Origin of the sequence: Streptomyces sp. NP-1717 (assembly GCF_022695985.1) — a bacterium.
GTDB lineage: Bacteria > Actinomycetota > Actinomycetes > Streptomycetales > Streptomycetaceae > Streptomyces.
In genome coordinates, this window is sequence record NZ_JAAPBF010000018.1 from 51,660 (window position 1) to 63,874 (window position 12,215).

General features: G+C 70.7%; 9 protein-coding genes and 1 pseudogene. 9 read left to right on the forward strand and 1 reads right to left on the reverse strand.

What is annotated here, in order from left to right:
• Positions 1–70 precede the first annotated feature (70 nt).
• The 6 genes and pseudogenes from GXP76_RS06390 (at position 71) to GXP76_RS06420 (ending at position 8,104) form a co-directional block, all read left to right on the forward strand.
• The gene (locus GXP76_RS06390; protein ID WP_242570437.1) at positions 71–1,072 is read left to right on the forward strand and encodes an aldo/keto reductase; all 1,002 of its coding nucleotides are present in this window, start codon (positions 71–73) and stop codon (positions 1,070–1,072) included.
• Between the two features lie 256 nt (positions 1,073–1,328).
• Positions 1,329–1,523 (forward strand): annotated as a pseudogene (locus tag GXP76_RS06395) (trypsin-like serine protease); the annotation flags it as partial.
• 356 nt (positions 1,524–1,879) lie between these two features.
• Complete coding sequence (locus tag GXP76_RS35990) at positions 1,880–2,941, forward strand: peptidoglycan-binding protein (protein ID WP_374359941.1); 1,062 nt, start codon at positions 1,880–1,882, stop codon at positions 2,939–2,941.
• 223 nt (positions 2,942–3,164) lie between these two features.
• Complete coding sequence (locus GXP76_RS06410) at positions 3,165–4,970, forward strand: glycoside hydrolase family 3 protein (protein WP_242570438.1); 1,806 nt, start codon at positions 3,165–3,167, stop codon at positions 4,968–4,970.
• Between the two features lie 38 nt (positions 4,971–5,008).
• Positions 5,009–6,295 (forward strand): exo-beta-N-acetylmuramidase NamZ domain-containing protein, encoded by a 1,287-nt coding sequence (locus tag GXP76_RS06415; protein WP_242570439.1) that lies wholly within the window; start codon positions 5,009–5,011, stop codon positions 6,293–6,295.
• Between the two features lie 39 nt (positions 6,296–6,334).
• On the forward strand, positions 6,335–8,104 hold the full coding sequence (locus tag GXP76_RS06420) for a serine hydrolase domain-containing protein (RefSeq protein WP_242570440.1): 1,770 nt from the start codon (positions 6,335–6,337) through the stop codon (positions 8,102–8,104).
• 58 nt (positions 8,105–8,162) lie between these two features.
• Here GXP76_RS06420 and GXP76_RS06425 read toward each other — a convergent pair whose 3' ends face one another.
• A complete protein-coding gene (locus GXP76_RS06425; RefSeq protein ID WP_242570441.1) occupies positions 8,163–8,999 on the reverse strand; it encodes a tetratricopeptide repeat protein in 837 nt (278 codons plus the stop codon).
• A 303-nt stretch (positions 9,000–9,302) separates the two neighbouring features.
• Here GXP76_RS06425 and GXP76_RS06430 point away from each other — a divergent pair, with 303 nt between their 5' ends.
• The 3 genes from GXP76_RS06430 to GXP76_RS06440 all read left to right on the forward strand — a co-directional run.
• A complete protein-coding gene (locus GXP76_RS06430) occupies positions 9,303–10,325 on the forward strand; it encodes a winged helix-turn-helix domain-containing protein (RefSeq protein WP_242570442.1) in 1,023 nt (340 codons plus the stop codon).
• 143 nt (positions 10,326–10,468) lie between these two features.
• Positions 10,469–11,182 (forward strand): C39 family peptidase, encoded by a 714-nt coding sequence (locus GXP76_RS06435; protein ID WP_242570443.1) that lies wholly within the window; start codon positions 10,469–10,471, stop codon positions 11,180–11,182.
• 67 nt (positions 11,183–11,249) lie between these two features.
• The coding region (locus GXP76_RS06440) for an alpha/beta hydrolase family protein (protein WP_242570444.1) at positions 11,250–12,215 on the forward strand (966 nt) is incomplete at its 3' end.

Sequence of the window (12,215 nt, forward strand, 5' to 3'; positions counted from 1 at the left end):
TCGGGGACGGGCCGCCCTGAAGAGGGCGATGGTTGGTACGAGCGGACCGTACCGACCAGTGAGGAGCTCCATGCGCGCTGAGGACCAAGTCCCTCTCGGCCGGACCGGTCTGACGGTCAGCCGGCTCGGTCTCGGGCTGGCCTCCATCGGAGGGCTCTTCCAGTCCGTACCGGAACAACAGGCCCTGGATACCGTCCGTCGCGCCCGGGAACTCGGGATACGGCTCTTCGACACCGCGCCCGTATACGGCTACGGGCTCTCCGAAACCCGTGCCGGCACAGCTCTGCGCGACGAGTCACGCGACTCCTATGTGCTGTGCACCAAGGTCGGGCGGCTCGTCGAACAGGGCGGCCCCGACACACAGCCGATCTGGGCCGATCCGCCCCCGGGCCTCGGAGTACGGCTGGACTACTCGTACAAGGGTGTGGTCCGGTCCCTTGAGGAGAGCCTGAAGCGGCTCAGCCTGGACAGTGTCGACGTGCTTCATGTCCATGATCCGGAGCAGGACTTCCTCCGCTCTGTCGGCGACGCCTACCGCGCCTTGGACGACCTGCGTCGTGCTGGAGTCATCAAGGCCGTGTCGATCGGAGTGAACCACGCCGACGTCGCCGCGCGTTTTCTCCGCGAGGCCCCCGAACCCGGCCCCGACTGCGTGATGCTGGCCGGGCGGTGGACCCTTCTCGACCAGTCGGGCCTCGTTGAGATGCTGCCCCTGTGCCACGAGCGTGGCGTGGCGGTCCTGGCGGCCGGAGTCCTGCAAGGCGGGGGACTTCTCGCCGACCCCGGCCCTGGCGCTTCGGCCGTACATCAGAACGCCGGGCCCGCGACGGCGGCCAGGCTGAGAACTCTCCGTGAGGTGTGCGCACGGCACGGGGTGCCGCCGACGGCGGCCGCGCTCCAGTTCCCTTTCGGACACCCCGCCGTGACCGCCGTTGTCGTCGGGGCCCGCTCGCCGGAGGAGATCGAGGAGTCGGCCAACCTGCTCGCGCGTCCGATCCCCGACCGGATGTGGTCGGACCTGAGAGACGCGGGCGTGATCCCGCCTTCCTGGCGCCCGGCCCCCGGCCCGTGACGACCTGACGATGCCGGGAGCCCCCGAACCCGGGGCCCGTGACCGGACGGTCTGCCCGAACGTACGGGCGACACCGAATCGCGGCCACCCTGGGGGATTGGGCACGAGGGAACGGCTGACCGCTGCGCCCCCGCGACGTCGGCGCTGCTCGGGGTGTCGGTCGTGCCGTTCGCGGCTGTGTGCCTGATCTCCGTCTACGCGGACTGACTTCCGATCGCGGCGGGCCGTCCGAGAGCCTGCGGGGCGTCGCCTCGACGGGCTCATCCGCACCACCCTCTGCTGCGAGCCCGGCGACAGCGGCGCCCCGGTGTTCACCCTCACCGGGGACGGCACGACAGCACTGGCCGTCGGGGTGATCTCGGGCGGCTCCGGCAACTGCACCTCCGGCGGCACCTCCTTCGTGCAGCCGATCAACGAGATCCTCACCGCCTACGGCGCCGTCCTCACCTGATCCGGCCTCGCCCCGGCCGCCCGGTGCCGGGCGGCCGGGTGCAGGGCAAGGCAAGGGCAGGGGGGAACCTCCGTGAGCCATCCACGGGGCAGCTCATTGGTGCCACCTCTGACACTTTGGGCTCGCATCTTGACCTGCGGATCTCCTGTGCCATTCTCGGAAAGCCCGTCAACTGAGCCTGCCCGCACGCCGTTCACCCAGGTGATCCGTCGTCACCCGGCGTTCTTGTGTCCACAGTCCGGCGTGCCCGGTCGCGGTCGCGCCTCGGCCGAGCGGGCCCGAGCGCGTGCGGGCCGGGCCGGTCCGGAGCGCAGCCCTGCACGCCGGCCGGGAAGTCGGCACACCGAGGAGGAAAGATGAAACGACTGCTTCGCTCAGGAAAGCTGTTCGTGGCCGTCGCGGCTTCCGCCGTACTCGCCTTCCAGGGCGGTGCGCCGGCTTCCGCCGAGGGCGGCCGCGCCCGGTCGGCGCCGCCCATCGACTTCCAGCTGCCCTTCACGTGCGGGCAGCAGTGGCGGCTCGACACCTGGGCACACGCGCCCGCCCTGGACATGGTGCGCGAACCCGACCAGGTCGGCACCGAAGGGGCCGTGCTCGTCGCGGCGGCGGACGGCGTCGTCAACATGTCCTTCTCCCACGCCAACGCCGGGAACGTCATCCAGATCAATCACGGCAACGGCTACTTCACCACCTATCTGCATCTCCAGTCGCGCTCCGTCGGCGTGGGCGCCAGCGTGACGCAGGATCAGACGATCGGAAGGGTCGGGAAGACGGGCCCGACCTCCAACGGCCATCCCCATCTCCACTTCGAGCTCGGTTACGACGCCAACGGCAACGGGGAGGCCAGTTGGGGCACATCGACCTCCGAACGGGTCAGGCCCTGGTTCGGCGGGGTCGAATACGGTCAGTCGAACAGCCGGACCTGGCGCAACGTCGCCCGGGACTGCGGCGGTACTCCCCCCACCGGCTGCTCCGCGGTCGGCCTGGACTTCTCCGCGTACGCCACGATCCGCAGCGGCTCCAGCGGTGATCTGGTGAAGGCCGCACAGTGCCGGCTGAAGGACTCCGGCAACGACCCGGGGGCGCCGGACGGCGCGTTCGGACCGAATGTGCAGGCCGCGACCCGGGCTTTCCAAGCCGATGTGGGGCTGGGCGTCGATGGCGTCATCGGTGCGAAGACCTGGACGGCGCTGCTGTCCCACGGCTCCACCCCGACGCTGCGGAGCGGCTCCAGCGGTGAGGACGTCAGCAGGCTCCAGCGTGCGCTGACCGCGGCGCTCGGCAGCACGGTCGGCATCGACGGTTCCTTCGGCCCGGAGACCGAACAGGCCGTCCGTGCCTACCAGTCCTCCAGGGCACTGGGCGTCGACGGCATCGCGGGTCCGGCCACCTGGGGCGCCCTCCAGGGCGGCAAGTAGCGAACGGCGCAAAGCACCCCCTCCTCGCCCCTGTCCGCGCGGTGAAGCCGCGCGGACAGGGGCGAGCAGCCAGTGGTCTACACCACTGTAGTACCGCTGACCTGCGCGAATGCCTGTCATCAAGGCACGCTCATCCTCTTGACCTGAGGTGCGAATGAGCCATAGACACAGGCACAGGCCTGTCGAGTCCACGCCAACCCGCCCAACGGCAAAGGAGTGCGCGATGGTTCACGCGATGCGCCGCGACCGACGCTTCCGCAGACAGATCACGGTCACGGCGGCGGTGTGCGGTCTGCTGCTGTCCATGCCCGCCGCCGTGTCGGCCAAGGCGCCGGCGCCGCGGGGATGGGTGGAGAAGACCATGGCCCGGATGACGCTGGAGGAGAAGGTCGGCCAGCTGTTCACCACGTACGCCTACGGCGCGTCGGCCGACACCGACAAGGCCGCCGACGTCACGAGGAACCAGAACTGGCTCGGCGTCGACAACGCACAGCAGGCGATCGACAAGTATCACCTCGGCAGCGTCATCTACTTCGCCTGGTCCGACAACCTCCAGAACCCGAAGCAAGTGGCCGCGCTCTCCAACGGACTGCAGCAGGCCGCGCTCGGACAGCCGGCCGAAGTGCCGCTGCTGGTCAGCACCGACCAGGAACACGGCATCGTCCAGCGGCTCGGCCCGCCCGCGACGCAGTTCGCGGGGAACATGGCGCTGGGCGCCTCGGGCAGCGAGCGGGACGCGCGTGAGGCCGGGAAGATCGCCGGAGCGGAGCTGCGGGCGGTCGGCATCAACCAGAACTTCGCCCCGGTCGCCGATGTGAACGTCAATCCCGCCAACCCGGTGATCGGCGTACGGTCCTTCAGCAGTGATCCGAAGCTCGCCGCCGATCTGACCGAGGCACAGGTGCGCGGCTACCAGAGCGGGCGTGCGGGCGTGGTCGCGACCGCCAAGCACTTCCCCGGGCACGGCGACACCGACGTGGACAGCCACGTCGGTCTGCCCGTCATCACCCACACTCTCGAACAGTGGCGGGAAATCGACGCGCCCCCCTTCAGGCGGGCCGTCGACACCGGCATCGGGGCCGTCATGACCGGTCACATCCAGTTCCCCGAGCTCGACCCCACCGGCGACCCCGCCACCCTGTCGGAGCCGATCATGACCGGACTGCTCCGCGACGAGATCGGATACGACGGCGTGGTCGTCACCGACTCCCTCTCCATGGCCGGGGTCCGGGAGACCTATCCGGACGAAGTCGTACCGGTCAAGGCGCTTCAGGCCGGGGTGGACATGCTCCTGATGCCCCCCGACCTGGACACGGCGTACAACGCGGTGCTGGAGGCCGTCACCGAGGGCGAGCTGACCGAGAAGCGCATCGACAGGTCCGTACGGCGGATCCTGACCCTCAAGCACCAGCAGGGCATCGTGAAGCGGCCTTTCGCCAACCCGTACGGCGTTGACAAGACCGTCGGATCGTCCGCGCACCTGCGGGCCGCGCAGCGCATCACCGACCGGACCACCACGCTCGTCAAGAACGACGACCGGGTGCTGCCGCTCGCGGACGACGCGCGGAGCGTGCTGGTCACCGGCTGGGGCGAGGGCACGACATCGCAGCTGGCCGCGCTCATCGGCAAACGCGATGTGACAGCCACACCGCACTACACGGGCACCAACCCGGGCGCCGCCACCGTCGCCGCCGCCGCGTCCGAGGCCCGCGGGCACGACTCCGTCGTGGTCGTCACCAGTGGCGCCGGGGCCAATCCGGGACAGTCCGCCCTGGTGAACGCCCTGATCGCGACCGGCAAGCCGGTCGTCACCGTCGCCGTCGGCACGCCGTACGACATCGCCCGCTACCCGGAGGCGGGCACCCACCTGGCCACGTACTCCTACCGCGAAGGCGCCCTGGAGTCGGCGACCCGGGTGCTGTTCGGCGAAGTCCGCCCGCGCGGCACGCTGCCGGTGACGATCCCCAGGGCGGACGATCCCGACCAGCCCCTGTTCCCGCTCGGCCACGGGCTGAGCTACCGGCACTGACGAACCGCCGACACGTACGAACAAAGGACATCACCACCATGCGACGCAGAGATCTACTGACGGCTGCCGCGACCTCGGCCGTGGCCGCGGGCACGGCCGGGGTGGCAGCGGCGGGCCCCGCCGGCGCACAGGGCAAGGGGCACGGCGCGAAAGGCGGGGTGCGCACCGGCTTCGAAACCCTGCGCCGGAGCGGCTACGCGTCCGTGACCGGGCAGCGGGTCGGCGTCATCTCCAACCCCACCGGCATCGACCGCGAGTTGAACCACATCGTCGATGTGATGGTCGCGGACGCGGCCGTCAACCTGGTCGCGATCTTCGGTCCGGAACACGGCTTCCGCGGTATCGGGCAGGCCGGCGAGGGCGAGGAGTTCTTCATCGACGAGAAGACCGGACTTCCCGTCTACAACGCCTACAACAACTCCACCACGATGGAGCGGCTGTTCTCCGACCTCGAACTGGACACCGTCGTCTTCGACATCCAGGAAGTCGGCGCCCGCTTCTACACCTACATCTGGACGATGTATCTGGCGCTGGAGGCCGCGGCGAGGCTCGGCGTGAAGTTCGTCGTCCTCGACCGGCCCACCCCGTTGTCCGGAAAGGACGCGTACGGGCCGGTGCTTCACCCCGAACACTCCACGTTCGTCGGGCTCAAGGCCATCGCGCAGCAGCACGGCATGACGCCGGGAGAGCTGGCCCGGCTCTACAACGAGGTGTTCGTACCGGCCGCCACCGGGGGCAAGCAGGCGGACCTGCACGTCCAGCGGCTGTCGGGCTGGGACCGGCGCATGCGGTACACGGACACCGGGTTGCCCTGGGTGGCGCCCTCGCCCAACATGCCCACGCTCGCCACCGCCGACGTCTACGCCGGCACCTGCCTCTTCGAGGCGTCGGCGCTGTCCGAGGGCCGCGGTACCACTCAGCCGTTCCAGCTCATCGGCGCTCCCGGCATCGATCACCGCTGGGAGAGGGCGCTCAACGCACGCGAGATGCCGGGGGTCCGCTTCCGCGAGGCGTACTTCAAGCCGGTGTTCTCCAAGCAGCAGGACAAGACGTGCGGCGGCGTCGAGGTGCTGATCACCGATGTCGACCGCTTCGAGCCGATCCCCACCGCCCTCGCCATGATCACCGAGCAGTGGCGGCTCTTCCCCGAGTACCGCTGGCGTTCCCAGGACGTCACCAGCTTCTGGATGGACAAGCTGAGCGGCAACTCCCGGGTGCGTGAGGCGATCGAGAGCGGTACGGACGCGGCCGGGATCCCCGAGGTCTGGCACGACGACCTCAAGCGATTCCGCGCACTGCGCAGGGAGTTCCTGATCTATCGCTGAGTCCGTCCCGACCAACCGGTGAGAAAGCAGAGTTGACGCATGAGACGCAGGAACTTCCTCCACGCGGCGGCCGCGGTGGCCGGCGCCGGGGCGGCCCTTCCGCTCGGCGGCACGGTCCACGCCGCCACGCCCACGGGGGCCCGGACGGGACCGCCGGCCATCACCCCTGACGACATCCGATTCCCCACCGTCTCACGCCGGTTGCGCCCCGGCTCGGCCGCCCGCGCCGGGCTGATCGCCGAGCACGTCGACCGGATGGCCGACGAGGCGGCGCGGTACATGGAGCCGGGGCCCGGCCGGCCCAACCCATCGCACCCGGGCTTCGTGCTCATCGCGGCGCGCAACAGCGTGATCGTCACCCACGAGGCGCGCGGCCATGCCGTCCGGTACGAGAGTTGGGACGCGGCCACCAAGACCCCGGTCGAGCTGCCCCGCGACCAGTGGGTGCCCATGGCGAAGGACACTCTCTTCGACATGGCGTCGGTGAGCAAACTGTTCACCTCGACGGTCGCGACGCAGTTGTGGGAACAAGGCGTCATCGACCTGGACGAGCCGGTGGCGAGGTACCTGCCGGAGTTCGCGGCGGCCGATCCGGCCAAGGCCGCCATCACCCCGCGCCATCTCCTGACGCACCGCTCGGGCCTCGTGTCCTGGATGAACCTGGCCGGCTACCCCGACAACGACGCGCGGATGGCGGCCGTTTACGCGTCGGTGCTGCGGCGGGAGCCGGGGAGCGGCTACGAGTACTCCGACCTGAACCTGATCACGCTGGGGCAGTTGCTGCACCGCGTGACGGGAGAGGCGCTGGACGATCTGATCGCCGACCGGGTCACCGGACCGCTCGGCATGACCGAGACGATGTTCAACCCGTCGAAGAGCCTGCTGCCGCGGATCGCGGCGACCGAGTACCAGCCGGGGACGGGCCGGGGCATGGTCCACGGCACCGTGCACGACGAGAACGCCTGGTACCTGGGCGGTGTCGCGGGCCACGCGGGTATCTTCTCGACAGCCGCCGACATGGCCGTCTTCGGTCAGATGCTCGCCAACGGCGGGCACTACGCGGGCACCCGCGTCCTGTCCGAGGCGACGGTCAGGAAGACACTCGTCAACTACAGCGCGGACATCGGAGCTTCGCCGCGCGGACTCGGCTGGCAGGTCGACCAGCGGTTCTACATGGACGCGCTGACGTCCCCGGTGACCGCCGGCCACACCGGCTACACCGGTCCCTGCATCACCGTCGACCCGGTCGACCGCACCGTGTTCGTCTTCCTGGCCAACCGCGTCCATCCCACCCGTGACTGGGGCACGGACAGCGAGTACCGCCGGGCGCCCGCACGTGCCTTCGCCCGATCGGTGCCGGTGAGGCCCGCCACCGGGAGGACGGCATGGTTCTCCGGCATGACGGACGGCGCCGAGGTGACACTCACCGCACCGCTGAAAAGGATGCGCACGACGGGCAAGGTCTCCTTTCATCTCTGGTACGACACCGAGCCGAAGGTCGACAGCGGCAGCCTGGAGGCATCCACGGACGGCGGCTCCCGCTGGGCCCCCGTCCCGCTGGACCTGAGAGCGAAGGACCGGCGCTGGAGCACCGGAGGGACGTTCGACGGTTACTCGCGCAGGCAGTGGATCAAGGCATCGGCCGAGGTCGCCGCCGAAACGACCCACCTGCGCTGGACGTACCGCACCGACGGCGCCTACCAGGGCCGCGGGATCTACGTCGACGCGATCCGCGTCACGAGCGGGGGCCACGACGCCTTCGACGTCGGGCGCCTGGAGTCCGACGGCTGGCAGGAGTCGGCCGACTGACGGCACCGGGGTGCCCGTCGCCGGGCACCCCGGTCAACCTCACTGAGTGGTGGGGGTCTCATTCCGGGGTCGGTCCCTCGGCGGTGATGTGGGCCAGCAGCGTACGGGCCTCCTTGACGCGGGGGTGGGCCGGGTGCAGAGACTGTTCGCAGGCGGTCAGTGCCTCGCGGGCGGCGGCCTCCGCCTCGTCGCGACGGCCCAGGCCGTGCAGGGCCCTTGCTGTCACGATCCCCAGAGTCCCGCTCGCCGTGCGCCCCCCGGCCGGTGTGTACCGGCGGGCCTCGGCCAACGCCTCCTCGTAGCGCTTCTGTCCATTCAGGCTGCGTACCAGCGCACAGTGCAGGAAGGCGGCGGCGGGCCCGTCCGCCCGGGGCAGGTTGCCGCGGGCGATGGCCTCCGCTTCCTCGTAACGGCCTTGTCCGTTCAGTGCGGCAGCCAGGTTGGTCACGGCGTTCAGCTCGATTCTCCACACCTCGGTGAGATGGGCGATTCGGGTGGTGCCGCGCAGGATGTCCAGCGCCTCCGCCTCGGCCTCGGTGTGCCGGTCCTGTTGCACGAGGACCGCCGCGCGGTTCGACCGGACCGCCAGCAGCAGTTGCCGGTCGGCGCCGGTTGTCTGCCGCAACTCCTTGATCAGTGTGTCGAGTTCGGGCAGCAGTTCCGCGCCGCGGCCGTGGGCGACGGCCGCCCCGGCGGCAAGGGACCGGGCCGGCCACGAGATCAGGTCCGGGCCGTCGCCCCGGGTGCGCGACGAAGCGGCGAGGGCCCGCGCCTCGGCCTCTGCCTGCTCGAATCCGCCCGCCTGAAGGAGGTTCTGGATCCGGTCCAGGGCCACCCGCCGCGAAGGGGCCGCGCTCCCCCCGGCCCGCCCGCGCCGCGCGCGTTGCCACCTCATACGTATGGATTTCACAAGCGGCAAGGCTACGACGAAGAGCTCGCCGTCGTCCGGCTGCCGACATCCTCGAACCACATCGCGGCCGGCTGCCCCACAGCGCGGACCACCGGCGAACGCCCGTGCTCAGTCGGCCAGTTCGCCCGGCTGCGTGACCCTGGTCTCGGCGGGCACGGAAGAGCGGACGGCGCGGCATACCCCGTCGCGGTGGCGGGTAGTGGCCTGTTCTCCGCCGGTGGTCGCACGGCGGACCGACGGCAGGGCTGCGGGCGCGTGGCCGACCTCGCCTTCCGATGGAGAACGTCCATGCTGCGGATCCACTTCACGCCCCAGGACATGACGAGGGTCAGGGTGGCCCCGGGACCGGACGTCATGTGGGAGATCACCAACAGCGTGCAGACCCTGCAACGGACGGACGGGGAGAGGGTTTTCGGCGCCTGGCGCCGCTGGGCGAGGCCTCGGCTCCCGGAGGGCCGACACCTGCTCTCCCCGCTGCTGCCGCCCTACGGCTACTCCCCCGACTTCCTCACCCCCGGCTCCGGTGACCGCACCACGCTCCGGGCGGCCATCGACACCCTGCTCGGAACACCACGGCGGAGGCTGCGGGCGGAGTTGGCCCGGCTGTCCAGGTCGACACGGCTGCCCGACTGGGCCGCTTCCCTGGCCGAGGGCGACACGGACGCGCTCACGCGGCTGGGCGATGCCCTCCACGAGTACCAGGCGGAGGCGCTCGTACCGCACTGGCGACACGTTCGCGCGGACCTGGAGGCCGACCGGGCGCTGCGGATGCGGCATCTGATGGACGGCGGCACCGAGGCGCTGCTGTCGGGTCTCGGGCCGGACGTCCGGTGGCGGCCGCCCGTGCTGGAGGTGACCTACCCGGTCGACCAGCGCCTGCGGCTGGACGGGCGGGGACTCGTGCTCCAGCCGTCGTTCTTCTGCTGGCCCACCCCGACCACCCTGGCGGACGGTGAACTGCCGCCCGTCCTGGTGCATCCCATCCACCACACGGCCGACTGGGCCGGGCCGGCGGGTACGGTGGGGCCCCCGACGGGCCCCGGCCCCCTCGGCCGTCTCCTCGGGCAGACCCGTGCGGACCTGCTGCGGGCGTCGCGCACCGGCTGCTCCACCGTGGAGGCGGCCCGGATGCTGCAAGTGACCCACCCGGCCGTCAGCCAGCACATGAACGTCCTGCGCGCGGCGGGCCTGACCACCACCGTTCGCACGGCAGGTCGCGCCCTGCACACCGCGACCGCCGAGGGGCGTGCGCTGCTGGCGGCCGAGGACCGGCGCGCCGGGCGCGGGCAGGGCGACCGACCGCGCCCGTAAGCCTGGGCTTACGGCGCTTGTGCCCGTCGCCGCCGAACCAGCACTCTGACTCGTGCCACCGCCCCCGCACAGGGCCGGGCGGGCCCCCACACCCTGCCCGCGCCGATTCTTCCCGTACGGCCCCGCCCCCCACAGGAGCCCTCATGCGCGCGAGACTTGTCCCCGGCACGGTCGCGGCCCTCGCCATCGGAGCACTTCTTCTCCCCGGCACCGCCCAGGCATCGCCCGCTCCCGCCGTCCCGGTCGTGGATGTGCGGGCACATGACTCGACAGCCGGTACGGCCCTCGCCTCCGGGTACAACGAGCCGGGGACCGAGCTGCGGGTCACCTCCGGACGTACGAGCAGCGCACGCTGGCTGGAGATCGACTACCAGGTCAAGGAGACCGGCTACTGGTGCGGTCCCGCGGCGACGCGCATCGCGCTCTCCGCCCGCACCGGCCCGCCGAGCCAAGGTGAGCTGGCGGCACAGCTCGGCACGACCGAGGCGGGCACCGATCACATCAGCCAGGTCACCAACGTACTCAACGCCCGTCTCGGCGGGGGCTGGTACGAGACCAAGGAGATGCCGAACGACCCGCCCACCCAGGGGCAGCGGGATCTCCTGTGGCACGACATCGTGTTCGACATCGACCGCAATTATCCGCTGGTCGCCAACATCGTCGCCCCACCGGGCAACCAGCCTCCCGGCTACCCCCCGGACCAGACGATCTATCACTACTTCACGATCTTCGGCTACGACGCGGTCGACCGCACCGTCCTCATCGCGGACCCCGCGTCCTTCGGTGGCAACCAGATCTACTGGATCTCCTTCGACCAGCTCGCCACCCTGATCCCGCCGAAGGGCTACTCCGCCTGACCGCGCGGAGCGGACGCGACCGCACGCCGCGACCCGAATCGCATTTCCCCCTGACCAGGAGGTCACGTTGAGCACCCACCGGCCCACCCGCAGAGGCGTCATGAAGGCCGCCGCCGGATTCACCGCGACGACCGCACTCGGCGCGGGAGGCGTTCTGGCGTCGGCGTCCGCCGCCCACGCGGTCGGAGACGGATTCGGACTGCGCGTCGTGGACCGCGACGAGCGCGATCCACGGATGCGGTACTTCCGCTTCGCGACCGACGCGATCGGCTGGAACCCCGGCGTCAACGTCCTGCTTCCGGACGGCTACCACTCCGGCGGGCGCAGGTACCCGGTCCTGTACCTGTTCCACGGGGGTGGTACCGGCCAGGACTTCATCGCCTTCGACCGGATGGGCATCCGCGCCTGGACCGCCGGAAAGCCGCTCATCGTCGTGATGCCCGACGGCGGCGCCGCGGGCTGGTACTCCAACCCGGTCGGCTCCAACACCGGCCCCCGCAACTGGGAGACCTTCCACATCGCCCAGCTGCTCCCCTGGATCGACGCGAACTTCCGTACGTACGCCGAGTACGACGGCCGGGCGGTCTCCGGATTCTCGATGGGCGGATTCGGCGCGCTGAAGTACGCGGCCAAGTACTACGGGCACTTCGCCTCGGTCAGCTCCCACTCGGGGCCGGCCAGCCTGCGCCGCGACGGCGGACTCGTCACCCACTGGGCCAACCTCTCCTCGGCGGCGGTGGAGTTGGGCGGCGCCACGGTCTACGGCGCGCCGCTGTGGGACGAGGCCCGGGTCAGCGCCGACAACCCGGTGCAGCGCGTCGAGAGCTACCGGAACAAGCGCGTCTTCCTGGCCGCGGGCACCAGCCCCGACCCGGTCAACTGGTTCGACACGGTCAACGAGACGCAAGTCCTCGCCGGGCAGCGGGAGTTCCGTGACCGCCTCGGCTCGGCGGGAATTCCGCACGAGTGGCACGAGGTCCCCGGCGGTCACTTCGTCCGCCCTGATCTCTTCATCCGCGACCTGGACGGGATC

What these genes read in the sequence shown, in the direction of transcription:
- GXP76_RS06435 (WP_242570443.1), top strand. Translation starts at nt 10,469, where the DNA reads ATGCGCGCGAGACTTGTCCCCGGCACGGTCGCGGCCCTCGCCATCGGA.
- GXP76_RS06425 (WP_242570441.1), bottom strand. Translation starts at nt 8,999, where the DNA reads ATGAGGTGGCAACGCGCGCGGCGCGGGCGGGCCGGGGGGAGCGCGGCC.
- GXP76_RS35990 (WP_374359941.1), top strand. Translation starts at nt 1,880, where the DNA reads ATGAAACGACTGCTTCGCTCAGGAAAGCTGTTCGTGGCCGTCGCGGCT.
- GXP76_RS06390 (WP_242570437.1), top strand. Translation starts at nt 71, where the DNA reads ATGCGCGCTGAGGACCAAGTCCCTCTCGGCCGGACCGGTCTGACGGTC.
- GXP76_RS06415 (WP_242570439.1), top strand. Translation starts at nt 5,009, where the DNA reads ATGCGACGCAGAGATCTACTGACGGCTGCCGCGACCTCGGCCGTGGCC.
- GXP76_RS06410 (WP_242570438.1), top strand. Translation starts at nt 3,165, where the DNA reads ATGGTTCACGCGATGCGCCGCGACCGACGCTTCCGCAGACAGATCACG.
- GXP76_RS06420 (WP_242570440.1), top strand. Translation starts at nt 6,335, where the DNA reads ATGAGACGCAGGAACTTCCTCCACGCGGCGGCCGCGGTGGCCGGCGCC.
- GXP76_RS06430 (WP_242570442.1), top strand. Translation starts at nt 9,303, where the DNA reads ATGCTGCGGATCCACTTCACGCCCCAGGACATGACGAGGGTCAGGGTG.